This window comes from Microbacterium proteolyticum (genome assembly GCF_029639405.1).
Lineage (GTDB): Bacteria > Actinomycetota > Actinomycetes > Actinomycetales > Microbacteriaceae > Microbacterium.
The window spans coordinates 2,846,096-2,869,767 of the sequence record NZ_CP121274.1 but is presented as its reverse complement, the minus strand read 5'-3'; the positions used below and the strand labels follow the sequence as shown (position 1 = coordinate 2,869,767).

General features: G+C 71.3%; 21 protein-coding genes. 16 read left to right on the top strand and 5 right to left on the bottom strand.

Going from position 1 to position 23,672, the window contains the following annotated elements; translation table 11 throughout:
• Nucleotides 1-38: 38 nt before the first annotated feature.
• Nucleotides 39-1,640, bottom strand: coding sequence for a DUF349 domain-containing protein (locus P8R59_RS14365; protein WP_431606857.1), 1,602 nt, complete (start codon nt 1,638-1,640; stop codon nt 39-41).
• A gap of 81 nt (nt 1,641-1,721) precedes the next feature.
• On the bottom strand, nt 1,722-2,054 hold the full coding sequence (locus tag P8R59_RS14360; RefSeq protein WP_278101617.1) for a dioxygenase: 333 nt from the start codon (nt 2,052-2,054) through the stop codon (nt 1,722-1,724).
• 62 nt (nt 2,055-2,116) lie between these two features.
• Here P8R59_RS14360 and P8R59_RS14355 point away from each other — a divergent pair, with 62 nt between their 5' ends.
• The 11 genes from P8R59_RS14355 (at nt 2,117) to aroB (ending at nt 14,046) form a co-directional block, all read left to right on the top strand.
• Nucleotides 2,117-3,508: a replication-associated recombination protein A gene (locus tag P8R59_RS14355; protein WP_278101616.1), complete on the top strand. Its 1,392-nt coding sequence runs from the start codon at nt 2,117-2,119 to the stop codon at nt 3,506-3,508.
• Between the two features lie 52 nt (nt 3,509-3,560).
• Nucleotides 3,561-4,295 (top strand): DUF1361 domain-containing protein, encoded by a 735-nt coding sequence (locus P8R59_RS14350; protein ID WP_278101615.1) that lies wholly within the window; start codon nt 3,561-3,563, stop codon nt 4,293-4,295.
• Nucleotides 4,296-4,451: 156 nt separating this feature from the next.
• Nucleotides 4,452-5,081, top strand: a complete 630-nt coding sequence (gene rpsD, locus P8R59_RS14345; protein ID WP_076490487.1) for a 30S ribosomal protein S4 — start codon at nt 4,452-4,454, stop codon at nt 5,079-5,081.
• A 154-nt stretch (nt 5,082-5,235) separates the two neighbouring features.
• Entirely contained in the window at nt 5,236-5,556 is a 321-nt protein-coding gene (locus P8R59_RS14340; RefSeq protein WP_278101614.1) for an ATPase, read from the top strand.
• Between the two features lie 60 nt (nt 5,557-5,616).
• Nucleotides 5,617-8,286 carry an alanine--tRNA ligase gene (gene alaS, locus P8R59_RS14335; protein ID WP_278101613.1) on the top strand — a complete coding sequence of 890 codons (2,670 nt, stop codon included), beginning with the start codon at nt 5,617-5,619 and terminating at the stop codon, nt 8,284-8,286.
• Nucleotides 8,283-8,756: a Holliday junction resolvase RuvX gene (gene ruvX / locus P8R59_RS14330; protein ID WP_278101612.1), complete on the top strand. Its 474-nt coding sequence runs from the start codon at nt 8,283-8,285 to the stop codon at nt 8,754-8,756. Before alaS ends, ruvX begins: the two co-directional genes overlap by 4 nt.
• A 1-nt stretch (nt 8,757) precedes the next feature.
• A complete protein-coding gene (mltG, locus tag P8R59_RS14325) occupies nt 8,758-10,389 on the top strand; it encodes an endolytic transglycosylase MltG (protein ID WP_278101611.1) in 1,632 nt (543 codons plus the stop codon).
• On the top strand, nt 10,383-11,219 hold the full coding sequence (locus P8R59_RS14320) for a shikimate dehydrogenase family protein (protein ID WP_278101610.1): 837 nt from the start codon (nt 10,383-10,385) through the stop codon (nt 11,217-11,219). The genes mltG and P8R59_RS14320 overlap by 7 nt, the downstream gene beginning before the upstream one ends.
• 4 nt (nt 11,220-11,223) lie before the next feature.
• Entirely contained in the window at nt 11,224-12,450 is a 1,227-nt protein-coding gene (aroC, locus tag P8R59_RS14315) for a chorismate synthase (protein WP_278101609.1), read from the top strand.
• A complete protein-coding gene (locus P8R59_RS14310) occupies nt 12,437-12,973 on the top strand; it encodes a shikimate kinase (RefSeq protein WP_278101608.1) in 537 nt (178 codons plus the stop codon). The genes aroC and P8R59_RS14310 overlap by 14 nt, the downstream gene beginning before the upstream one ends.
• Nucleotides 12,970-14,046 carry a 3-dehydroquinate synthase gene (gene aroB / locus P8R59_RS14305; RefSeq protein ID WP_278101607.1) on the top strand — a complete coding sequence of 359 codons (1,077 nt, stop codon included), beginning with the start codon at nt 12,970-12,972 and terminating at the stop codon, nt 14,044-14,046. Before P8R59_RS14310 ends, aroB begins: the two co-directional genes overlap by 4 nt.
• Nucleotides 14,047-14,109: 63 nt before the next feature.
• Here the strand turns inward: aroB and P8R59_RS14300 are convergent, their stop codons facing one another.
• The 3 genes from P8R59_RS14300 to P8R59_RS14290 form a co-directional block, all read right to left on the bottom strand.
• The gene (locus P8R59_RS14300) at nt 14,110-15,429 is read right to left on the bottom strand and encodes an MFS transporter (RefSeq protein WP_278101606.1); all 1,320 of its coding nucleotides are present in this window, start codon (nt 15,427-15,429) and stop codon (nt 14,110-14,112) included.
• Between the two features lie 13 nt (nt 15,430-15,442).
• A complete protein-coding gene (locus P8R59_RS14295; protein WP_278101605.1) occupies nt 15,443-16,324 on the bottom strand; it encodes a shikimate dehydrogenase in 882 nt (293 codons plus the stop codon).
• A gap of 119 nt (nt 16,325-16,443) precedes the next feature.
• Nucleotides 16,444-17,076, bottom strand: a complete 633-nt coding sequence (locus tag P8R59_RS14290) for a TetR/AcrR family transcriptional regulator (protein WP_278101604.1) — start codon at nt 17,074-17,076, stop codon at nt 16,444-16,446.
• Nucleotides 17,077-17,126: 50 nt separating this feature from the next.
• Between P8R59_RS14290 and P8R59_RS14285 the strand changes: the two genes are divergently transcribed.
• From P8R59_RS14285 to P8R59_RS14265, 5 genes are all read left to right on the top strand, one after another.
• Complete coding sequence (locus tag P8R59_RS14285; protein WP_278101603.1) at nt 17,127-18,953, top strand: sugar phosphate isomerase/epimerase and 4-hydroxyphenylpyruvate domain-containing protein; 1,827 nt, start codon at nt 17,127-17,129, stop codon at nt 18,951-18,953.
• Between the two features lie 13 nt (nt 18,954-18,966).
• Nucleotides 18,967-19,425 carry a type II 3-dehydroquinate dehydratase gene (locus P8R59_RS14280; RefSeq protein WP_278101602.1) on the top strand — a complete coding sequence of 153 codons (459 nt, stop codon included), beginning with the start codon at nt 18,967-18,969 and terminating at the stop codon, nt 19,423-19,425.
• An 81-nt stretch (nt 19,426-19,506) separates the two neighbouring features.
• Nucleotides 19,507-20,067: an elongation factor P gene (efp, locus tag P8R59_RS14275; protein WP_076490500.1), complete on the top strand. Its 561-nt coding sequence runs from the start codon at nt 19,507-19,509 to the stop codon at nt 20,065-20,067.
• 2 nt (nt 20,068-20,069) lie between these two features.
• The gene (nusB, locus tag P8R59_RS14270; protein WP_278101601.1) at nt 20,070-20,480 is read left to right on the top strand and encodes a transcription antitermination factor NusB; all 411 of its coding nucleotides are present in this window, start codon (nt 20,070-20,072) and stop codon (nt 20,478-20,480) included.
• A 172-nt stretch (nt 20,481-20,652) separates the two neighbouring features.
• On the top strand, nt 20,653-23,601 hold the full coding sequence (locus P8R59_RS14265; protein ID WP_278101600.1) for a DEAD/DEAH box helicase: 2,949 nt from the start codon (nt 20,653-20,655) through the stop codon (nt 23,599-23,601).
• Nucleotides 23,602-23,672: the final 71 nt, after the last annotated feature.

Sequence of the window (23,672 nt, the reverse complement as noted above, 5' to 3'; positions counted from 1 at the left end):
GCCGGGGCGTCCAGGGGACGCCGAGCTGTGGAGAACGCTCAGCCGCCGAGCGCGCGCAGCCACGTGCGACGCGCCTCGAGGGCCTCGGACGCCTGGGCCGCGGCGCGCTTGTCGCCCATGGCCTGGGCGGCGGCGAGTTCGGCCTCGAGCTTCTCGATCGCGTCCGTCAGCTGACGCGTCATGTCGTTGGCACGCGCCTTCTGCTCCGGATCGTTGCGCTTCCACTCCGCGTCCTCGCGCGTGCGGACGCTCTGCTCGATCTTGCGGAGCTCGTCGTCGAGGACGCGCTCCTTGTCGCGGGGGAAGATGCGGCCGATCTCGTCCCACTGCCGTTGGATCGCGGTCAGCTTCTGTCGAGCCGTCGCAAGGTTCTTCTCGTCGACGATCGGCGCGGCCTCCTCCAGCAGAGCGCGCTTCTGCTCGATCTTCTCCTTGGATGCCTCGGCATCGGCGGTCTCGCGTTCGATGCGGGCGCCGTAGAGCGCGTCGCCCGCCGCCTTGAACCGGGCCCACAATGCGTCGTCGACCTTGCGGCCGGCGCGGCCGGAGGCCTTCCACTCGTCGAGGAGGTCGCGGTAGGCGGGGATGCCGTCCTCGCCGCGGGGCGCGAGCGCCTCGGCCCGCTCGACCAGGCGCGTCTTGGCGTCGCGCGCGGACTTGTGCGTCTCGTCGAGCGCGGAGAAGAACTCGCGGCGGTGACGGTCGACCGTCGCTCGCGCGTCGCGGAAACGGCGCCACAACTGCTGAGCGGTCGACTTCGGAAGGCGAGGACCGTTCTGCTGGTGCGCCTGCCACCGGTCGAACAGGTCCGACATGTCGGCGGTCATCTGCTTCCACTGCACCGACTGCGGGTCGCGGGCGGCGAGGGCTTCGGCCTGCTCGACGATCTCTGTGCGTTCGCGCACGGCGTCGTCGACGGCTTCCTTGGCCGCTGCCGCTTCGGTCTCGGTGGCCTCGGCCAGCTCGGCCGTCAGGGCGTCCAGGCGCTCGAGCAGTGCGGCGAGGTCGCCGACGGCTGCGGCACCGTCGACCTTGGCCCGCACCGTGGCCGCGGTCGAGCGCAGGTCGGAGGCGGATGCACCGCCGCGGCGGTGACGCACCTCGAGGAGGGTCACCTCGCCGGCGAGGTCGGCGAACTTGCGCGTGTAGTAGGCCAGGGCCTCGTCGGGCGTGCCGTCGGGGTACTGCCCGACGACCCGCCATTCGCCGCCCTCGCGCACCGAAACGGTGCCGTCCTCGTCGACTCGACCCCACGGCTCGACCGGAGCTGCGACGCGCGCACCGGGACGCGGGCCGGGCCTCGGACCGGGTGCGGGGGTGGCCTTGGGAGCGGCAGGCGCGCTCTCGACGGGCGCTTCCGCGTCCTCGACGGGGGCGGCGGACGCTTCCTCGTCCGGAGTCTCCTCAGCGGAAACCTCCTCGACGGGAGTCTCCTCAACAGAAGCCTCGGCGACAGGAGCCTCCTCGACGGAAGCCTCCTCGGCGGGAGCCTGGTCGGCCGCGCCGTCTTCGGCGGCGGCCGGAGCGGCCTCGGCCGCGGTCTCATCCGCGGCGGTCTGGGGGGTCTCGTCGACAACCGTGTCGTCGTCGGCGACGGCGGGGGTGGTGTCGGGGGAGTCGGAGGAAGGAACGGAAGTCACGGAAAGCACCTCATCGCGGCAGGGCCGCCTGGGGGAGAAGGACGCTCCGAGCCTAGTACGACGGATGCCGTCGTCACAGGTTCACGGGGTGGGCGAGACCGAGGGTTCGGGCAGCAGCGGGCCGGTGGACGCCGGGCTCGGCGTGTCGGCGACCGTGGGCTGGGGCGCGGGAGCGCCGGGACCGGCGACGAAGTAGACGGTCTGCAGGCCGACCGCCGCGCCGATCACCACGAGACCGACAACGAGCGCGAGGACGTTGTCGCGCGTGCGCCGGCGTCCCTGGCGTCGGTGGAGCTCTTGGCGGGCCTGATACGCCCGCGACCGCTCGCGCTGCTCACGACTCTGTCGATCCTTGCCACCCGTCGCCACATCGACCTCTTTCCACCGCTCGCGGACCGCCCCGATCCTACGCACCCCGCCGATGAGCCCACAAAGGCGCTCGATCCGTTGTCGGCGGTCGCGATTAGCCTGGATCGGTGACCAGTGCTTCCGCCCTCTTCCAGGGCCAGACCCCGCTCGCGGTGCGGATGCGCCCGACGAGCCTCGACGAGGTCGCCGGCCAGGGTCATCTGCTGCGCCCCGGCTCGCCCCTGGTCACGCTCGCCGGCACCGACTCCTCGGCATCCGGATCCGCCGTCTCGGTCATCCTCTGGGGACCTCCGGGCACGGGCAAGACGACTCTGGCGCAGGCGATCGCCCGGTCGTCCGGTCGTCGCTTCGTGGAGCTCTCGGCGATCACCGCCGGGGTGAAGGACGTCCGCGAGGTCATGCAGGAGGCCCTCACCCAGCGCGACCTGTACGGACAATCGACGATCCTCTTCCTCGACGAGATCCACCGCTTCACGAAGGCGCAGCAGGACGCGCTGCTGCCGGGCGTCGAGAACGGATGGGTGGTGTTGATCGCCGCCACGACCGAGAACCCGTCGTTCTCCGTCATCTCGCCGCTGCTGTCGCGGTCGCTGCTGCTCACCCTGCGCCCGCTCGGCGACGACGATCTCGGCGCCCTCGTCGATCGCGCCGTGACCGATCCGCGCGGCCTCGACGACCGTGTGGTCCTGAGCGACGAGGCGCGTTCGGCGCTCGTGCGCCTGGCATCCGGCGACGCGCGCCGCGCTCTCACCGCACTCGAGGCCGCCGCCTCCGTGGCCGCGGACGACGCGGCACGCGACGGCGACGCCGAAGACCGCGACGGCGATGCCGAGGACGACGAAGATGCGGACGCCGACCCGCGCCCTGTCATCACCGGTGACCACATCTCCCAGGCCGTCGACCGCGCGCTGCTGCGCTACGACCGGCAGGGCGACGAGCACTACGACGTCATCAGCGCGTTCATCAAGTCGATCCGCGGATCGGACGCGGATGCGGCGATCCACTACCTCGCGCGCATGATCGAGGCCGGGGAGGACCCGCGGTTCATCGCCCGCCGACTGGTCATCTCCGCCGCGGAAGACATCGGTCTCGCCGACCCGCAGGCCCTGCAGATCGCCGTCGCCGCGGCGGACGCGGTCGCCTTCATCGGGATGCCGGAGGGACGCATCCCGCTCGCCGAGGCGACGGTGTACCTCGCTACCACGGCGAAATCCAATGCGGCGTACAACGCCATCAACGCCGCGATCGCCGACGTGCGGGCCGGCGGGTTCGGTCGCGTGCCCGTGCACCTGCGCGACGCCCACTACGCGGGCGCGAAGCGACTCGGGCATGGCAAGGGCTACAAGTACGCGCACGACAGCGACATCGGCATCGTCGCGCAGCAGTACCTGCCCGACGAACTGCGGGGGAAGCGCTACTACCAGCCGACCACGCACGGCGCCGAACGCGAGGTCTCCGCCCGGCTCGAGAAGATCCGCCGCATTCTCGACGGCGGGTGAAATCCGACACCGCGGCACGAGGGCCCCGCGCGTTCCGTGCGACGCTGTCGCGATGACCGCCGCTCTCCTCGCCGCCGCCGCCGTGATCGTCCTCGACGTGTACGCGGTCGTGCTGGTCGTGCTGCGGGCGAAGGTCTACCGGGTCGCTCTGTACCGGCCGATGCTGCTGAACATCGGGCTGTCGACGCTTCCGGTCGTGACGGCGATCGGTGTCGTCGTCGGGCTCACGGTGCTCGCCCCTGTGCTCACGCGTCTGGCCGATGTCGCGGCCGACGCGGGCGTCGTCGTGCTGCCGATCTACCTCGCCCTCGCGACGGGGGTGTGGCTTCTGCTCTTCCCCAACTCGGTGTACCTCATCACCGAACTCAACTTCAGCCACCGGACGGCGGACTCCCCAGTCCCGCTCTGGTACGACATCATCCAGACGCTCGTGCTGACCCTCTCGGGTCTCGGCAACGCGGTCCTGAGCCTCGGCATCCTGCACGCGCTCTTCGTCGTCTACGAGGAGCCCGACGACGCCGTGCCGCCGACGGCCAGCTGGGTCCTGGCGGCGGTGGTCATCGTGCTCGGTGCCGTCGGGGTCTATCTCGGCCGCTATCTGCGCGTGAACAGCTGGGATGTGCGGCATCCCGTCTCCCTCCTCCGCAAGCTCGCCGCGCATCTGCGTCAGCCCGGCAAGGCGCTGGAGGCGAGCGCCTTCGTCGTCACCCACGCGCTCCTGGTCGCCGTGCTCTACGTGCCGCTGTTCTCGCTGACCTGGACCTCGTTCGTCGCGACGGCCGTCTGATAAGCTGAATCGGTTCGAAACAGAGTTTTCGGGCATCCCCTCTCTTCTTCACCGACCTTCCGGCATGCCCCGGCGTGCAGTCCGGACAGGGCGAAGAGAGCGTGATACGTCCGTGAGCCGCGAAACGCGCGGCCACGTCATCGGAAGGAGCACTTCGTGGCAACGAAGTCCCAGGACCGCCGCAAGGTCCGTCTGTCGCGCGCCCTCGGCGTCGCGCTCACCCCCAAGGCCGCCCGCTACCTCGAGAAGCGTCCCTACGCTCCCGGCGAGCACGGCCGCACCAAGCGCAAGGCCGACAGCGACTACGCCGTCCGCCTGCGCGAGAAGCAGCGTCTGCGCGAGCAGTACGGCATCCGCGAGAAGCAGCTGCGAATCGCGTTCAACGAGGCACGTCGCACCGATGGCCTGACCGGTGAGAACCTGGTCGAGCTCCTCGAGATGCGTCTGGACGCCCTGGTCGTGCGTGCCGGTTTCGCCCGCACCACCGCTCAGGCCCGCCAGCTCGTCGTGCACCGCCACATCCTGGTCGACGGCCAGCTCGTGGACCGCCCGTCGTTCCGCGTGAAGCCGGGTCAGCAGATCCACGTCAAGCCGAAGAGCGAGGGTCTCGAGCCCTTCCAGGTCGCCGCCGCCGGCGGGCACGCCGAGGTGCTGCCCCCCGTTCCCGGTTACCTCGAGGTCGACCTGGCCACGCTGCAGGCGAAGCTCGTGCGTCGCCCCAAGCGCGCCGAGGTGCCCGTCACGTGTGACGTGCAGCTCGTCGTCGAGTACTACGCCGCTCGCTGAGTCCACGACTCACGAGCCGAAGGGCGCCGGGTTCTCCCGGCGCCCTTCGTCGTTCCCGGGTGGATGCCGGGGGCGTGGCATCCACCCCTCCGGGCGCGTGGCATCCACCCCTCCGGGCGCGCGCTCGCGCGACCCTGTCGCCTACGATGAAGGGATGCCGCGTCCGCGGCGCTCGCTCGAGGAAGAAGTGGTGAACGTGAGAAGCCTCGTCTGGTTCGTATTGGGCATCGCCGGAGGCTTCGTCGCCGCGCACCTGGTCAACAAGGACCCCCGCGGTCAAGAACTGCTCGCTCAGGTCGACGCCCGGATCGGCGAGTTCGCCGACCACCTGAGCGACGCCTACCACGAGCAGGAATCCCGCCTGTCCGACATCCTGGACGATGCCAGGAACGTCGCGGCGTCCGCCGTCGAGGCGACCGCCGACGCCGTCGATTCCGCCGCCGACGCGGCGAAGAAGGCCGCCCCCACCGACTGACCTCCCGGCATCCCGCCCCGCCCCCCGGGGCGGATCCGCACGCCCACGGAAAGACCCCTCATGAACACCGCCGAGATCGCTCAGCGCTTCCTGGACTACTTCCAGAAGAAGAACCACACCATCGTGCCGTCGGCCTCCCTCGTCACCGACGACCCGGCCCTGCTGTTCACGGTCGCCGGCATGGTGCCGTTCATCCCCTATCTCAGCGGGGTCGTTCCGCCGCCGTACCCGCGCGCGGCCGACGTGCAGAAGTGCATCCGGACGAACGACATCGAAGAGGTCGGCAAGACGCCCCGTCACGGCACCTTCTTCCAGATGCTGGGCAACTGGTCGTTCGGCGACTACTTCAAGGAAGACGCGATCCGCTACGCGTGGGAGCTGCTGACGACCCCGGACGCCGAGGGCGGCCTCGGCTTCGACCCCGACGACCTGTGGGTCACGGTCTACGAAGAGGACGACGAGGCACGCGACCTCTGGCTGAAGCTCAGCACCCTGCCCGACGAGCGCATCCAGCGCCTGGGCAAGGACACGAACTACTGGTCGACCGGGCTCCCGGGTCCCGCCGGGCCCTGCTCGGAGATCTTCTTCGACCGCGGTCCCGCGTACGGCATCGACGGGGGACCGGCGACCGACGACGACCGCTACGTCGAGATCTGGAACCTCGTGTTCATGCAGTACGAGATCACGAACGTGCGCTCGAAGTACGACTTCGACATCGTCGGCGAACTGCCCGCGAAGAACATCGACACCGGCATGGGCCTCGAGCGCATCGCGTTCATCAAGCAGGGCGTCGACAACATGTACGAGACCGACCAGGTGCGTCCGGTGCTCGACCTGGCGGCGAAGCTGGCGGGCAAGTCGTACGGCGCCGAGTCGCACGAGGACGATGTGCGCCTCCGCATCGTCGCCGACCACGTGCGGTCGTCGCTGATGCTGCTCGCCGACGGCGTGACCCCGTCGAACGAGGGCCGGGGCTACATCCTGCGCCGCATCATGCGCCGAGCCATCCGCTCGATGCGCCTGCTGGGCGTCGACGGCCCGACCTTCCCCGAGCTGTTCGCCGCGTCGCGCGACGCGATGAAGGGGTCGTACCCCGAGGTCGAGACCGACTACGCGCGCCTGTCCGCCTACGCGATCGCCGAGGAGCAGACGTTCCTCCGGACGCTGGCGGCGGGATCCGCGATCCTCGACCAGTCGGTCGCGGATGCCAAGAGCGGCGGCGCCACGACCCTGCCGGGCTCGGAGGCGTTCCTGCTGCACGACACGTACGGCTTCCCGATCGACCTGACGCTCGAGATCGCGGAAGAAGCGGGCCTCGCCGTCGACCGCGGTGCGTTCGACACCCTCATGCAGGAGCAGCGGACTCGGGCGAAGGCCGACGCGCGCTCCCGCAAGGGCGCGCTCGCCGACCAGAGCGTGTACCGCGAGTTCCGGGCGCTCGGCGAGACCGTCTTCACCGGATACACCGACCTCCAGACGGAGTCGAAGGTCCTCGGCATCCTGGTCGACGGCCGCAGCACCGACCGCGCGTCCCAGGGGCAGATCGCCGAGGTCGTCCTCGCCGAGACCGCGCTGTACGCCGAGTCCGGCGGACAGGTCGCCGACAAGGGCGTCATCGTGGGCCCCGGCTACGAGCTCGAGGTACTCGACGTGCAGCGTCCCGTTCCGGGCCTCATCAGCCACACGGTGGAGGTCACCACCGGCGAGGTGTCGATCGACGCGCCGGCGACGACGGTGGTCGATGCCCTCAACCGCCACTCGGCGCAGCAGGCGCACTCCGCGACGCACCTCGTCCACGCCGCGATCCGCGACACGCTCGGCAAGACCGCGACGCAGACCGGTTCGCTCAACCGCGCCGGTTACATGCGCTTCGACTTCAGCTGGGGCGCGGCGCTCTCGCCCGAGACCCGCACCGAGATCGAGGAGATCGCCAACAACGCGGTGCGCGACAACCTCGAGGTCACCACGCGGGTCCTCTCGCTCGATGAGGCGAAGGCCGCGGGCGCCATGGCGCTGTTCGGCGAGAAGTACGGCGACACCGTGCGCATGGTCGACATCGGCGGTCCGTGGTCGCGCGAGCTCTGCGGCGGCACGCACGTCGCGCGCAGCGCAGAGATCGGGCTGGTGAACCTCGTCTGCGAGCAGTCGGTCGGCGCGTCGAACCGTCGTGTGGAGGCCCTCGTCGGTCTCGACGCGTTCCGCGATCTCGCCGCCGAGCGCGCCATCGTGTCGCAGCTGACGACGTCGCTCAAGACCCCCCGCGAGCAGCTCACCACCCGTATCGCCGAACTCGCCGCGAGCCTGAAGGCCGCCGAGAAGAAGATCGCCGCGTTCGAGGCACGGGCGCTCTCCGACCGCCTGCCGCAGCTCGTCGAGTCCGCGACGTCGGGGGGCACCGTCCGCGTCGTCGCGCAGTCGCTCGGCGAGGGCGCCGCCGCCGACGACGTGCGCACGCTCGCGCTTCAGGTGCGCGATCGCCTCGGCTCCGACGCGGCCGTCGTCGCGCTCGGCACCGTCGCGGGCGACCGTGCCACCGTGGTCGTCGTCACCAACGAGGCGGCACGCGAGCGCGGCCTCGCCGCAGGAGCCCTCGCCAAGGCCGCCGCCGGTGTGCTCGGCGGGGGCGGAGGCGGTCGTCCTGACGTCGCCCAGGGCGGTGGCACGGATGCCTCGGCCCTGCCGCAAGCGCTCGAGGGCATCGTCGCGGACGTGCGGGCGATCACGGCGTGACGGAGTTCCGCCGCGGCATCCGGCTCGGCATCGACGTGGGACGCGCGCGCGTCGGCGTCGCGCGATCGGACCCCGACGGTCTGCTCGCGGTGCCCGTCGAGACGGTGCCCCGCAAGGGGGAGCCCGTGCGTCGCATCGTCGCCCTCGCCGCCGAGTACGAGGCGTTCGAAGTGCTCGTGGGGTTGCCGTTGAACCTCCGAGGCGAGGACACCCCGTCGACGACGGACGCCCGTCGGTTCGCGGGGGAGCTGGCCGCCGCACTGCCCGTCCCGGTGCGGCTGGTCGACGAACGACTCAGCACCGTCTCGGCGCACGGCGTGCTCCGCCAGGCAGGGCGCTCCCAGCGGGAGTCTCGTAGCATTGTGGACCAGGTCGCCGCTGTGGTGCTTCTGCAGCAGGCGCTCGACGTGGAGCGACAGTCCGGTGAGCCGGCCGGACCCGCCATAGCACCGGGACAGGAGCCCGCCTGACATGCCCGAAAACGACCCGACCGATCCTCTCGCAGAGCTGTACGGACGTCTGCCCGACCCCCGTACGGGCGCGACAGGCGCCGCCCCGCGCGACGGAGGAGATGCCGGCGCATCGACGCCCGACGCCCCCGCGCCGGCCTCCCGCCGCGCCGCGCGCGAGGCCCGCCGGACGCAGACCGGTCCGACGCCCGCCGCCCCCGCGGCCGACGACACGACCGCTGTCCCCGCCGCGCGGCCGTCCGCCGACACGACACCCGGGCCCCGGCCCGCGCGCGACTCCCCGTCGGCGACGGAGCCGCAGCGGCTCGACGAGCCCCGACTGACACCGGCGCCCCGCGGGGAGGACTCGCGTCCCGCGGGCCCGCGGCGGACCCCGCAGCCCGAGCCCGAATCGTCGCGCGACCGCGAGCCCGTCCTCGTCGGCGCCGGCGGCGCGGCGGTCGGCGCGACCGAGACCCCGCGACCCGCGGCATCCGGTTCGCTCGAGGACCTGTTCTCCGGCCGCGCCCACACCGACGAGGTGCGCGGCGCCACCCGCCCCCCGAAGCGACGTCGCCGCGTGGGCGGATGGATCGCCCTGACCGTGGTGCTCGTCATCCTCGGAGGACTCGTCGGCGGCGGCGTCGTGGTGTGGAACACCTACGGCGATCGCGTCCGCGAGTTCCTCGGCACCGGTGAACCCACGGACTACGCCGAGGGGATGGCCACCGGCGAAGCGCGGGTCACGATCGCCTCCGGCGACACCGGCGAGTCCGTCTCTCCCAAGCTGTTCGAGGCCGGCATCACGAAGCAGTCGGACTCGCTCTACCAGTACATGGTGAAGAACGCCGTTGCGTTCACGTTCCAGCCGGGGGTGTACGAGCTGCAGCAGCAGATGTCGTCCGCGGCCGTGCTCGCGGCACTGGGCGATCCCGCGAACCGTCTGAACCTCAGCGTGCAGCTCCGGGAGGGGCTGACACTCGAGCAGTCGCTCGATGCGATGTCCGAGCAGCTGGGCATGCCGCGGGCGGACTTCGAGGCGGCGACGGCCGACCCGTCGCAGTACGGCGTGCCGGCCTCGACGCTCGAAGGGTGGATCTTCCCCGCGACCTACGACTTCGATGAGGGGGTCACGGCGACCGAGATCATCCAGAGGATGGTGCAGCGCACGGTGCAGTCCCTGGATCAGGCAGGGGTTCCCGAGGCCGACCGGGAGCGCATCCTCATCATCGCGTCGATCATCGAACGCGAAGCGCGCAACTCCGACGACTTCTACAAGGTCTCGCGCGTGATCGAGAACCGTCTGCAGCCCGACAACGACGAGACCCACGGCCTCCTGCAGATGGACTCGACGGCGCAGTACGGAGTCGGCGAGATCGGCGCGGGCAGCTCGTCGTCGACCGAGAACGCGCTCACGAGCGACAACCCGTGGAACACCTACGTCCATCCCGGACTGCCGATCGGGCCGATCTCCAACCCCGGCGATCTCGCGATCGACGCGGCCATGCATCCCGTGGACGGCACGTGGTACTACTTCACCACCGTGAACCTGGAGACCGGCGAGACGGTGTTCTCGACGACCTACGCCGACCAGCTCACGGCCGTGCAGCAGTTCCAGGATTGGTGCCGCGCGAACCCCGACGGCGGATGCTGACCCCGGCCCGGCTCGCCGTCTGGGGAGATCCGATCGACCACTCGCGGTCGCCGGCGCTGCACGCGGCGGCGTACCGCGAGCTGGGTCTGCCGTGGGAGTACGGGCGTCAGCGCGTCACCGAGGCGGGGTTCCCCGCGGCGCTGGAGAACCTGGATGCCACCTGGCGGGGCCTGTCGCTGACGATGCCGCTGAAGAACGTCGCGGCGACGTCGGCGGCATCGCTCGACGACGCGGCGCTGCGCACAGGCGCGGTGAACACCTACCTGCTGACCGACGACGGGCCACGCGGCTTCAACACCGACGTCGGGGGACTGGCGCGCGCGCTGCGGGAGGCCGGCGTCACCCGGCCCCGGGCCGCGCGGATCCTCGGCGCGGGTGCGACCGCGACCTCCGCCGTGCTGTCGCTGGCCGAACTCGGCGCTCCGGGCGTCGAGGTCGTGGCCCGGCGCCCGGAGGCCGTGGAGCCGTTGCGCGCACTCGGGGCGTCCGTGGGCGTCGAGGTCGTCCCGTCCGCTTTCGACGCCCCCGGCACGCCGGACCCGGTCGCCGTCACGATCGGGGCGCTGCCCGGGGGAGTGGATGCCGGTGCCGGCATCCGTCCCTACGCCGAGAACGGCGGGCTGCTCGTCGACGTCGTGTACGGGAACTGGCCGACGTCGCTCGCCGAGCAGTGGCTCGCGGCGGGGAACGCGGCGATCAACGGCCTGCCGATGCTGCTGCACCAGGCCCTGCTGCAGGTGCGGGTGTTCGTGGGCGGGGACCCCGCGGTCCCGCTCGAGCGCGAGGACGCCGTGCTCGCCGCGATGCGTGTCGCGCTCGTGGGAGGATAGGGGCATGCTTCGCGTGCTCACGGCCGGGGAATCCCACGGTCCCGAACTGGTCGCCCTCATGGAGGGGATGCCGGCCGGCGTCCCGATCTCTCCCGCGCAGATCCGCGCGGACCTGGCCCGGCGCAAGCTCGGCTATGGCCGCGGCTCGCGCATGAAGTTCGAGGAGGACGAGCTCACGCTGTCGACCGGCATCGTGCACGGTTTCACGATCGGCAGCCCCATCGCGCTGCGCATCGGCAACACCGAGTGGCCGAAGTGGGTCGAGGTCATGAGCCCCGAGCCGGTCGAGCTGTCCGACCGTTCGCGCGGTCGCGGTGCGGCGCTCACGCGTCCCCGCCCGGGTCACGCCGACCTCGTCGGCATGCAGAAGTACGGCTTCGACGAGGCGCGACCGATCCTCGAGCGCGCGTCCGCCCGCGAGACCGCGGCCCGCGTCGCGCTCGGCGCCGTCGCGCGCGCGTTCCTCGGCGAGCTCGGCATCCGACTCGTCAGCCACACGCTCTCCATCGGCCCGGTGCGCGTGCCCGAGGGTGCGGCGCTGCCGACGCCCGACGACGTCGACCTCCTCGACGCCGATCCGCTGCGCTGCTTCGACCCCGAGACCTCCGCCGCGATGGTCGCCGAGGTCGACGACGCGAAGAAGGCCGGCGACACGCTCGGCGGTATCGTCGAGGTGCTCGCGTACGGCCTGCCGCCGGGGCTCGGCTCGCACGTGCAGTGGGATCGTCGACTGGATGCCAAGCTCGCCCAGGCCCTGATGAGCATCCAGGCGATCAAGGGGGTCGAGGTCGGCGACGGCTTCCTCACCACGACCCGCCGCGGCTCGCAGGCGCACGACGAGCTGTTCGCGACCGGAGACGGCATCACCCGTTCCTCCGACCGCGCGGGCGGCACCGAGGGCGGCATGTCGACCGGCACCGTGCTGCGGGTGCGCGCGGGCATGAAGCCCATCGCCACGATTCCGCACGCGCTCCGGACCGTCGACGTCGCCACGGGCGACACGGCCGCCGCGCACCACCAGCGCTCCGACGTGTGCGCGGTCCCTGCCGCGGGTGTCGTGGCCGAAGCGATGGTCGCGGTCACGCTGGCCGACGCGGTCCTGGAGAAGTTCGGCGGCGACAACGTCGCCGAGACCCGCCGCAACCTCGAGGCGTACCTCGCGCACCTGCCCGAGACGCTGCGCACCACCGACGCCTCCGACGCGGCGTTGCTCGCGCATGACCTCGGCTGAGGCGGGCCGCGGCGCGCTCGTGCTCATCGGACCGATGGGGGCGGGCAAGACGAGCGTCGGGCGGCGCGTCGCGCGTGCCCTCGGTGAGACGTTCAGCGACACCGACAAGATCGTCGTGCGCGACCACGGCCCGATCCGCGATCTCTTCCTCGCCCACGGCGAGGCGCACTTCCGCGCGGTGGAACGGGATGCCGTCGCCGAGGCGCTCGAGCGGGGCGGTGTCGTCGCGCTCGGCGGGGGAGCGGTGCTCGACCCGGTCACGCGCGAGCGCCTGACGCAGCATCGCGTGGTGCTGCTGACCGTGGCGCCGCACGTCGTGGCATCCCGGATCCACGGAGACGAACGCCCCCTGCTGGGCGGCGAGGATCCGGCGGAGCGCTGGCTCCGAATCTACGAAGAACGGCGACCGATCTACGAGGCGGCCGCCGACATCGCTTTCGACACGTCCTCGGGCCCGCTGGCCCGCGTGGTCGACGACATCGTGGCCTGGGCGCGCCCCGTCCCGGCCCAGGAGACCCCATGACCGACACCACGACCATCACCGTCGCCGGCGACCCGGGCTACGACATCACGATCGGACGCGGCCTGCTGGCCACGCTCGGTGAGAAGCTCCCCGCGGCCGCGCAGAAGGTCTTGATCGTGCACCCGCCGACGCTCGCGGCTCAGGCCGAGGCGCTGCGCGCACAGCTCGTGGGCGACCGACAGGTGCTGCTCGCCGAGATCCCCGATGCCGAGGCGGGCAAGCGCATCGAGGTCGCCGCCTTCTGCTGGCAGGTCATGGGACAGGCCGACTTCACGCGCACGGATGCCGTCATCGGTTTCGGCGGCGGATCGGTCACCGACCTCGCCGGTTTCGTCGCTGCGACGTGGCTGCGGGGCGTCGCGGTGGTGCAGGTGCCGACGACGGTCCTCGCGATGGTCGACGCCGCCGTGGGCGGCAAGACGGGCGTCAACACCGCCGAGGGCAAGAACCTCGTGGGCGCGTTCTGGCCTCCTCACGCCGTCGTCTGCGATCTCGACCTGCTCGAGACCCTCTCGAAGAACGAGGCCACCGCGGGCTTCGCCGAGGTCGTGAAGGCCGGGTTCATCTGGCATCCGGAGATCCTCGACCTCATCGAGGCCGACCCGTCGGGGATCGTCGACCCGCGGGGCGACGCGTTCCGCCGCTGCATCGAGCTCGCGATCGACATGAAGGCGCGCGTCGTGGGGGAGGACCTGCGCGAGGCGGGCCTGCGCGAAGTCCTGAACTACGGTCACACCCTCGGTCACGCCATCGAGCACGCCGAACGGTACCGCTGGCGCCACGGCGCCGCGATCTCGGTCGGCATGGTGTTCGCCGCCGAGCTGTCGCGCCTGGCGGGACGCCTGTCCGACGACGTGGCCCAGCGCCACCGGACGGTCCTCGAGTCCCTCGGACTGCCGACGACCTACCGCGCCGGGGCGTTCCAGACGCTCAAGGCCACGATGCAGCGCGACAAGAAGACCCGCGGCAGCATGCTGCGCTTCATCGTGCTCGACGACCTCGCCCGCCCGACCGTGCTGCAGGCCCCCGACGAGTCGCTGCTGTTCGCGGCGTACCAGGAGGTCGGGGCGTAGGCCCGCGGACACCGGAACGGCCCCGCCTCCCTCGGGAGACGGGGCCGTTCCGGCGTTGCGGGATCAGACGGTCGCGGGGACGCGTTCCTCGGCGGCCTGGCCCAGGCGCGCCGTGGGGACGTCCTTCGTCTCGCGGGCGGTGAGCGCGCTCACCGACGCGATGACCGCGATCACCGCGGTGAAGACGCTGATGACGATCCAGCCGTTCTCGCCGCTGCCGCCGAGGGCCGCGACGATGCTGGGCGCGAATCCGGCCATGAGGAAGCCGAGCTGCGTGCCGATCGCCATGCCGGAGAACCGCACCCGGGTGCTGAACATCTCGCCGTAGAACGAGGGCCAGACCGCGTTCGCGGCGGCGTACCCGAACGAGAAGGTCAGGATCGCCAGACCGAAGGTGATCAGGTCGTTCCCCTTGCCCATCGACAGGATGTAGAAGGGCATGAAGACCGCCGACGACAGGGCGCCGTAGATGAACACGGGCTTGCGTCCGATGCGGTCGGCGAGACGCCCGAAGAGGGGCTGGGTGCCGAGGGCCACGATGTTGGCCACGACCACGAGCCACAGGGTGACGCTCGCGTCGAGTCCCTGCGCCTTGCCGTACGCGATGGCGAGCGTGCCGAACACGGTCGAGACGGCGGCGATGAACGCGCAGCAGATCACGCGGATCACGTCGCGCCAGTGGTCGCGCAGCAGGGGGATGAGCGGCATCCGGGCGATCTGACCGGTCGCCTTCGCCTGCTCGAACTCGGGGGTCTCGTGGAGGCTCCGACGGATGAAGAACGCCACGATCACGACGAGCGCGCTGAGCCAGAACGGCACGCGCCAGCCCCAGCTGAACTTGATCTCGTCCGGCAAGGCCACGACGGGGATGAAGATGAGCGCGGCAAGGATCTGGCCGCCCTGCGTGCCCGTGAGCGTCCACGAGGTGAAGAACGAACGACGGTTCTCGGGAGCGTGCTCAAGGGTGAGCGAGGAGGCTCCGGCCTGCTCACCGGCCGCCGAGAGACCCTGCATCAGGCGGCAGATGACGAGGAGCGCCGGCGCGAACCACCCGATCTGGGCGAAGCCGGGAAGGCATCCGATGATGAAGGTCGACAGACCCATCAGCAGAAGGGTGAACATCAGCACCTTCTGCCGACCGATCCGATCGCCGTAGTGGCCGAGGATGACGGCGCCGACCGGGCGCGCGACGTACGCGAAACCGAAGGTCGCGAACGACATCACCAGGGCCGCCTGGTCGCCCGACGGGAAGAACACCGTGGGGAAGATCAGCGCGGCCGCCGAGCCGAACAGGAAGAAGTCGTAGTACTCCACGGCGCTGCCCATGAAGCTCGCGGCTGCGGCCTTCACGGGAGTCTTCCGCGTCGTTGCGGTGGTGGTCATGAACGGATGCTCCTTAGCGGGCGAGGACGTCGCCGGCGGCGACGAGGTCGAGGAAGTGCGCGGACATGCGGTCGGGGTCGGGTCGCGTCCCCGTGATGAGGGCGAAGGCGTCGACGGCCTGGTGTACCGCCATGCGTCCGCCACTCAGGGTGCGGCAGCCGCGTTCGCGCGCCGCGATCAGCAGCTCGGTGTCGAGCGGCCGGTAGACGATGTCGGCGACCCAGAGGTCGGGTCGCAGGAGGTCGGCATCCAGGGGGAGTCCGGGGTGCTCCGCCATGCCGACCGGGGTGCAGTGCACGAGACCGTCCGCGCGGCCGAGGACCGCGGCGAGATCGACCGGCGCGGCGGCGGCGACGACGGCGGAGGGATGCCGGGCCGCGAGGTCGCCGACGAGGGCACCCGCGCGCTGCGCGTCGAGGTCGACGACGGTGAGGTGGGCCGTACCCGAGCGCAGCAGCGCGTCCGCGACGGCCGAGCCGGCCCCACCGGCGCCGAGCTGGACGACCCGATCGGTCGCGGCATCCGGCAGGCCCTCGGCGAACGCGGCGGCGAAACCGGTCGTGTCGGTGTTGTAGCCGACGCGGCCGGCGGGGGTGAATAGCACGGTATTGACCGCGCCGAGCGCGGCGGCCACGGGATCGATGCGATCGAGGTGGGCGAGCACGCTTTGCTTGCAGGGGTGCGTGACGTTGACGGCGTCGTAACCCAGCCGCTCCGCCCAGGCGAGCACGTCGCCGATGCGCTCGGGGTCGATGCCGAGGGTGGGGAGGTCCAGCGGCCGGTAGACGTAGGTCAGCCCGAGGGACCGCGCCTCGGCCATGTGCATCGGCGGGGTCAGCGAGGGCAGGACACCCGCGCCGATGAGGCCCACGAGGTAGGGGTGCGAGTCGATCACGGTACTCCTTTGTTTCCGGACCCCGGTCGTTCTCGGCAACCGCCGAATGTACTAACCGGTACGTTCACAGAAAAGCACGACGAACGGCGCCTGTCAACAGATGCGTGGATGCCGAGGCTTCAGGCGGCGGGGGAGGTGAGCCACCCGACGACGACGTCGCCGATGACGGACCGCAGGTGGGCGCGACGCCCGGCCTCGGCCATGTCGACGTCGAAGAGGTGCCCGAACGTGTACCGATTGGCGACCTGGAACACGCAGTACGCACTGATCACCAGGTGCACGTCGATCGCCTCGACGTCGTCGCGGAAGAGCCCGGCGGCACGACCTCGCTGGAGGATCTCGTCGAGCACGTCCTTCGCGGGCTTCGAGGCCTCGCGCAGTCCGTCGATCTGCCGGATGAAATCGCCGCGGTGGATGTTCTCGATCGCGACGAGACGGATGAACGCGTCGTGCTGCACGTGATGGTCGAACGTGACCTCGGCGAGCGCGCGCACCGCCTGAACGGGGTCGGCGTGATCGACATCGATGCCGCGCTCGGCTTCGCGGATTCCGCGGTAGGCCTCTTCGAGGACGGCGCGATACAGCCCTTCCTTGCCACCGAAGTAGTAGTAGATCATCCGCTTGGTCGTGCGGGTGCGCGCGGCGATCTCGTCGACTCGGGCGCCGGAGTAGCCGTCTTCGGCGAAGACCTCGGTCGCGACGGCGAGGAGCTCGGCGCGGGTGCGCTCGGCGTCGCGGCGGACCTCGGGCATCGGCCCAGACTAGTGGACGGGCTATGTACTGGCTGGTACATTCGGCGCACATGAAGACCTCGATCGCGACCGTGTGCGTCAGCGGCACTCTCGCCGACAAGCTCCACGCCTGCGCCGCCGCGGGATTCGACGGCGTCGAGATCTTCGAACCGGACCTGCTGGCCGCCCCCGAGAGCCCCGAGGAGATCGCGGCCCTCGCCGCACGACTCGGGCTCAGCCTCGACCTCTACCAGCCGATGCGCGACGTCGAGGGAGTCGACGAAGAGGCCTTCGCGGCCGTGCTGCGGCGCGCGGAGGCGAAGTTCCGCCTCATGCGGCGCCTCGGCATGGACCTGGTCCTGTGCTGCAGCAACGTCGCCACCGCGACCGTCGACGACGACGCGGTGTCGGCGAGCCAGCTGCGGCGACTCGGCGAGCTGGCGGAGGGCTACGGCATTCGGATCGCCTTCGAAGCCCTCGCGTGGGGACGCTACGTCGACGACTACCGCCGCGCGTGGCGGATCGTCGAGCTCGCCGACCACCCCGCCGTGGGCATCTGCCTCGACTCGTTCCACATGCTCTCGCGCGGACACGATCCCGCCGCGATCGCCGATATCCCCGGAGACCGCATCTTCTTCGTGCAGCTCGCCGACGCGCCGCTCCTCTCGATGGACGTGCTGTCGTGGAGCCGGCACCACCGGCTCTTCCCCGGTGAGGGCGGTTTCGACCTCGTGGACTTCACCGCGCGCATCGTCGCCGCCGGGTACACCGGCCCGTGGTCGCTCGAGGTCTTCAACGACACGTTCCGGCAGACCGATCCCCGCCGCACTGCGCTGCATGCCCGCCGGTCGCTGCGGTGGCTGGAGGACGCGGTCGCGCGGTACGCACCGGATGCCACGGTGTCCCGCCCCGACATCGCGATGCTGCCCGACTCGGCCGCACCCTCCGACGTCGACTTCGTCGAGATCACCGCAGAGGACACGTCCTCCGTCGAAGAGCTGCTGGCGCAGCTCGGCTTCACCCCGCGCGGGCGGCACCGCACGAAGCCCGTGACGCTCTGGACCGCGGGGGAGGCGCGCGTGATCCTCAACGAACAGCACGCGCGCGGCCAGGCGCCCCGTCTCGCCGCGATCGGTTTCGAAGTGGACGACGCCGAAGCCGTCGACCTGCGCATGCACGACCTGCGGGTGCCGCGCGCCTACCGGCGCACCTACGCCAGCGAAGAGCGCCTGGACGGCGCAGTCGCCCCCGACGGCACCGAGATCTATTGGGCGCAGGCGGCGGACGAGGGCGACCCCGCGTGGGTGCGGGAATTCGAGCACGGCGAGCCGCCGCGCGAGAGTCCCGTGCTCGCCGTCGACCACATCAGCCTCACGCAGCCGTGGCAGGTGGTGGAGGAGTCGACGCTGTTCTACACCGCCGGATTCGCCCTGTCTCTCGACAGCCGCACCGACGTCCCCGGCCCTCAGGGGCTGGTCGAGAGCCGTGTGCTCACGGCGCCGAACGGGGCGATCCGCATCCCGCTGAACGTCGCGCCCCCGATCCTGGCCGAGCGGGGAGGCGACGGCCCCACTGTCCTTCCCCAGCACGCCGCCTTCCGGTGCACCGACGTCCGCGCGCTCGCCCGCGCCGCGCGCACCCGCGGGTTCCGGCCGCTGGAGATGCCCGCCAACTACTACGACGACATCGCCGCCCGGTTCGACCTCGCGGATGCTTTCGTCGACGAGCTGCGCGACCTGCACCTCGGCTACGACCGGGATTCCGCCGGGGAATACCTGCACTTCTACACGCGCACCATCGGCGAGGTGTTCCTGGAGTTCGTCGAGCGCATCGGCGACTACGCCGGGTTCGCGGCGGGCACAGCACCGGTGCGTCTGACCGCGCAGCGGGGACGCTGATAGCGTGCCTCGGATGAGCACGCCGCGCCGCCTCCTCCTCGTCAACGGCCCCAACCTCAACCTGCTGGGAACCCGCCAGCCCGAGATCTACGGGCACGACACCCTCGCCGACGTCGAGCGCGTGACGGCCGACGCGGCCGAGCGCCACGGTCTCGAGGTCCGCGCGATCCAGAGCAACCACGAGGGGGTGCTGATCGATGCGATCCACGCCGCCCGCCTCGACTGCGCCGGCATCGTGATCAACGCCGGGGGACTCACGCACACCTCGATCGCGTTGCGCGACGCCCTGGCATCCGTGGCTCTTCCCGTGGCCGAAGTGCACATCTCGAACATCCACGAGCGCGAGAGCTTCCGGCACTTCTCGTACATCGAAGACGTCGCCGCCGTCCACGTGATCGGCGAGGGCGTGCCCGGATACGCGCGCGCCGTCGACCTCCTCGTCGACGTCATCAGCGGCCGCGCCGACGGCTGAGCGACCCATCGCGTAGACTGGATCGCTGGGCGAGCGCCGACGCGACGCCCCACCGACTCACGAAACGGAACATCGAAGCTCATGGCATCCACCGCAGACATCAAGAACGGCGTCGTCCTGAACATCGACGGTCAGCTCTGGAGCATCGTGGAGTTCCAGCACGTCAAGCCCGGCAAGGGCGGCGCGTTCGTCCGCACGAAGATGAAGAACGTCATGTCGGGCAAGGTCGTCGACAAGACGTTCAACGCCGGCGCCAAGATCGACATCGAGAACGTCGACCGCCGCGACTTCACGTACCTGTACAACGACGGCGAAGGCTTCGTGTTCATGGACGTCGCCGACTACGACCAGATCACGGTGGGCGCCGCCACGGTCGGCGACGCCGCCAACTTCCTGCTCGAGAACCAGCAGGTGCAGATCGCGCTGAACAACGGCAACCCGCTCTACATCGAGCTCCCGCCGTCCGTCGTGCTCGAGGTCACCTACACCGAGCCGGGCCTGCAGGGCGACCGCTCGTCGGCCGGCACCAAGCCCGCCACCGTCGAGACCGGCTACGAGATGCAGGTTCCGCTGTTCCTCGAGACCGGCACGAAGATCAAGGTCGACACTCGCACCGGCGAGTACCTCGGCCGCATCAGCTGACCTTGAGCGCTCGCACAAAGGCGCGCAAGCGCGCCCTCGACATCCTGTTCCAGGCCGACGTCCGCGGCGAAGAGCTGCCCGTGATGCTCGCCGTCGAAGCCAAGCGCGCGGCGTCCGAGCCCGACCGCCAGGCGTCGTGGCTGTACGCCCGCGACATCGTGGACGGCGTCATCGACAACCGTGACGCGATCGACGAGCAGATCACCACGTTCGCGAAGGACTGGTCGCTGCAGCGCATGCCCGCCGTCGACCGCGCCCTGCTGCGCATCGGCGCGTGGGAGATCCTCTACAACGACGACGTGCCCACCGCGGTCGCGATCGACGAGGCCGTCGAGCTCGCGAAGGAGTTCTCCACCGACGACTCCGGCTCGTTCGTGCACGGCGTCCTCGCCCGGATCGCCCGCTCGTCCTGACGTCCATCGACGTGTTCCGGCGCGGCCCGCTCTCCTCGCGGGTCGCGTCGTCGCGTTCGCGGGCGGCGGCGCCGCACACCCCCAGAACACGCATAAACGCGATTCGCGCGCATAAACACGGGGGCAGCGCGTTTCTGCGCGTCGATCGCGTTTATGCCGCGCCGGACACCGCATGAGCGACTGGCGCGGTCTCCTTCCCGACGCCGAGCGCCCCGGCTTCGACGCTCTGGCGCTCGGCATCGAGCTGCGCCAGCGCGAGGCGTACGACCCGTCCCGGTGGGAGGCGCGGTCCGTCGACCCGGTCACGCCCCGCATGCTCGCGCGGCGGCAGGACGAGCTGCAGCTCGTCGCGCGTCCGCTCGTGCGCGGGGCGCGCGACACGTGGATCCGGGCGGATGCCACCTGGGACGCGGTCCGCCGATCCACCGGCCGCTTCGACCCGACGCACGCCGCATGGTTCGCCGAACTCCACGCCCTCGCCCAGGCCATGCGCACCACCGGACCGTTCGTCGCCGCGAGCGACACCGTCGCCCTCGACGCGATCGCCTCGCCGCTCCTCTGGCCGCACCTGCGGGCGGCGGCGGGGCTCGGCATCCCTCTCGTCTCCATGCACCCGCAGCAGAGCGTGCTGCTGGCGTCCGAGGCGTCGGCACGGGTCGCCGTCGACACGGCTGCGGGCGGCGCGCTGCGCCTGTCGGCGGCGATCGAGATCGACGGACGAGCGGTGGATGCCACGCGCGTTCGGCCCCTCGGCACGGCGGGGCTCTTCCGGTTCGAGGTCGACCGCGACCCGATCCCGGTGGTCCTCGCCCCCGTGTCCTTGCCGGCACCGCTGCCGGCGCTGCTCGCCGACGGACCCGTGATCGTTCCGGCGGAGGACGCGGGGGAGTTCCTCCGGGACGCGTACCCGAGGCTCGCGCGGCGGGGGCCATTGGCCGTGGGGCCGGGTGTTCCCGCCCCTCCGCCGCCGCGACCGACGCTGGAGGCGACGGTGTCGTACCTCGACGACGAGTCCGTCGAGTACGCGCTCGACTGGGTCTATCCCGGCGGCATCCGCGCCGCGTACGGACTGCCGGCGGACGACGAGCGCGACCCGCGGGCCGAGGCCGAGATCGCGAGGCGCGTCGAGGCCGCATGGCTTGAGCGCGCCGATCTGCCGGTCCGGGCGCGAGGGGTGCTGCGCGACGCCGACGCCGCCGCCTTCGCGACGCGCGTGCTCCCCGCCCTCGACCTCCTCGACGACGTGCGCGTGATCACCCGCGGCACCGTCCCCGCGTTCCGTGAGCTGCGCGGCGACCCGTCGCTCACGATCACCGCGGTGCCGTCGCCCGAGCGCGATTGGTTCGACCTCGGCATCGTCGTCGTGATCGACGGGCGGACCATCCCGTTCGGCACGCTCTTCTCGGCGCTCTCCCGCGGCCGCACGCGCATCAAGCTGTCGGATGGGGCGTGGTTCTCGCTCGCGCATCCGTCGCTGCAGCGGCTTCGGGATCTGCTCGAGGAGGCCGCCGAGCTCGACGAATGGGAGACCGGACCCCGCATCGCGCGCCGCCACCTCGCCCTGTGGAGCGATTTCGAAGACCTCGCCGACGAATCCACCGCCGCCGTCGAGTGGCGGGACCTCGCGCGGGCGCTGCGGGACGTGGCATCCGTCCCCGCCGTCGACACGCCGCCCGGGTTCCGCGCCGAACTCCGGCCGTACCAGCGCGAGGGTCTCGCGTGGCTCGCGCTCCTGCACGCGCACCGGCTCGGCGGCATCCTGGCCGACGACATGGGTCTCGGGAAGACGGTGCAGATCCTTGCGCTCATCGCGCACGCGCGGGCGACGGGGGAGCGGCGGCCCTGGCTCGTCGTCGCGCCGACGTCCGTGCTGCCGACGTGGGGCGCCGAGGCGGCCCGCTTCGCGCCCGACCTGCGGGTCGTCACCGTCGAGGCGACCTCCGTGCGGCGCACGCGAACGATCGCGCAGCTGGCCGACGGCGCCGACATCGTCGTCGCCCCGTACGGCGTCGTGCGCACCGACGAGGCGGAGTTCGCCGTTCCGGCGTGGGCCGGGGTCGTGCTCGACGAAGCGCAGTTCGTGAAGAACCCCGCGACGCGCATCCACCGAGCCGTCGCCGCGCTCCGCGCCGACTCGGTCTTCGCGGTCACCGGAACCCCGATCGAGAACGGCCTCGACGATCTGTGGGCGCTGCTGGCGCTCGTGGCACCGGGACTGTATCCCTCGGCGCGACGGTTCCGCGAGGAGTACGTCCGCGCGATCGAGCAGCTGCCGTCCGACGCCCCGACCGAGCTGTCGGCCGCCGCGGCCGAGGAGCACCGGCGCGGCAGCCTCGCGCGTCTGCGTTCGCGCGTCCGCCCGTTCCTGCTGCGCCGCACGAAAGACGTCGTGGCCGCCGACCTGCCGCCGAAGCAGGAGCAGACGATCGCCGTACCTCTCGCCCCCGCGCATCGCGAGCTGTACGACCGCGTGCTGCAGCGCGAGAGGCAGAAGGTGCTGGGGCTCCTCGACGACCTCGACCGGCAGCGCTTCATCGTGTTCCGGTCGATCACGCTGCTGCGCATGCTCGCGCTCGCCCCCGGCCTCATCGACGAACGCGACGCGCACCTCGGCTCAGCGAAGCTCGACGTCCTGCTGGAGCGTCTGGTCGAAGTGGCATCCGAGGGTCATCGTGCGCTCGTCTTCAGCCAGTTCACGTCGTTCCTCGACCTCGCGGCGGAACGCCTGGATGCCGCCGGCCTCGCCTACGCGCACCTCGACGGCTCGACCTCCCGGCGCGGCGAGGTCGTCGAGGGGTTCCGCGGGGGCGACGCCCCGGTGTTCCTCATCAGCCTCAAGGCGGGCGGGTTCGGCCTGACGCTCGTGGAGGCCGAGTACGTGTTCCTCCTCGACCCGTGGTGGAACCCCGCCGCCGAGGCGCAGGCCATCGACCGCACGCACCGCATCGGTCAGACGAACAGCGTGTTCGTCTACCGCCTCATCGCCGCCGGCACCGTGGAGGAGAAGGTGCTCGAGCTGCAGCAGCGCAAGGCCGCCCTCTCGCGCGCGGTGCTCGACGACGGCGAGGCCTTCGCGAACGCGCTGGACGCCGACGACATCCGCGGGATCCTCGGCGGCTGAGGCGGGCGCGGGGACGCGGGACCTTGTGCCCACCGTGTGCACAGTCACCCCCGCGTAGACTCGACGGGTTC

Excerpts from the sequence above, each read along its gene's own strand:
- P8R59_RS14350 (WP_278101615.1), top strand. The coding sequence starts at position 3,561 with ATGACCGCCGCTCTCCTCGCCGCCGCCGCCGTGATCGTCCTCGACGTG.
- P8R59_RS14340 (WP_278101614.1), top strand. The coding sequence starts at position 5,236 with ATGCCGCGTCCGCGGCGCTCGCTCGAGGAAGAAGTGGTGAACGTGAGA.
- alaS (WP_278101613.1), top strand. The coding sequence starts at position 5,617 with ATGAACACCGCCGAGATCGCTCAGCGCTTCCTGGACTACTTCCAGAAG.
- mltG (WP_278101611.1), top strand. The coding sequence starts at position 8,758 with ATGCCCGAAAACGACCCGACCGATCCTCTCGCAGAGCTGTACGGACGT.
- P8R59_RS14320 (WP_278101610.1), top strand. The coding sequence starts at position 10,383 with ATGCTGACCCCGGCCCGGCTCGCCGTCTGGGGAGATCCGATCGACCAC.
- aroC (WP_278101609.1), top strand. The coding sequence starts at position 11,224 with ATGCTTCGCGTGCTCACGGCCGGGGAATCCCACGGTCCCGAACTGGTC.
- P8R59_RS14310 (WP_278101608.1), top strand. The coding sequence starts at position 12,437 with ATGACCTCGGCTGAGGCGGGCCGCGGCGCGCTCGTGCTCATCGGACCG.
- aroB (WP_278101607.1), top strand. The coding sequence starts at position 12,970 with ATGACCGACACCACGACCATCACCGTCGCCGGCGACCCGGGCTACGAC.
- P8R59_RS14300 (WP_278101606.1), bottom strand. The coding sequence starts at position 15,429 with ATGACCACCACCGCAACGACGCGGAAGACTCCCGTGAAGGCCGCAGCC.
- P8R59_RS14290 (WP_278101604.1), bottom strand. The coding sequence starts at position 17,076 with ATGCCCGAGGTCCGCCGCGACGCCGAGCGCACCCGCGCCGAGCTCCTC.
- P8R59_RS14285 (WP_278101603.1), top strand. The coding sequence starts at position 17,127 with ATGAAGACCTCGATCGCGACCGTGTGCGTCAGCGGCACTCTCGCCGAC.
- P8R59_RS14280 (WP_278101602.1), top strand. The coding sequence starts at position 18,967 with ATGAGCACGCCGCGCCGCCTCCTCCTCGTCAACGGCCCCAACCTCAAC.
- efp (WP_076490500.1), top strand. The coding sequence starts at position 19,507 with ATGGCATCCACCGCAGACATCAAGAACGGCGTCGTCCTGAACATCGAC.
- P8R59_RS14265 (WP_278101600.1), top strand. The coding sequence starts at position 20,653 with ATGAGCGACTGGCGCGGTCTCCTTCCCGACGCCGAGCGCCCCGGCTTC.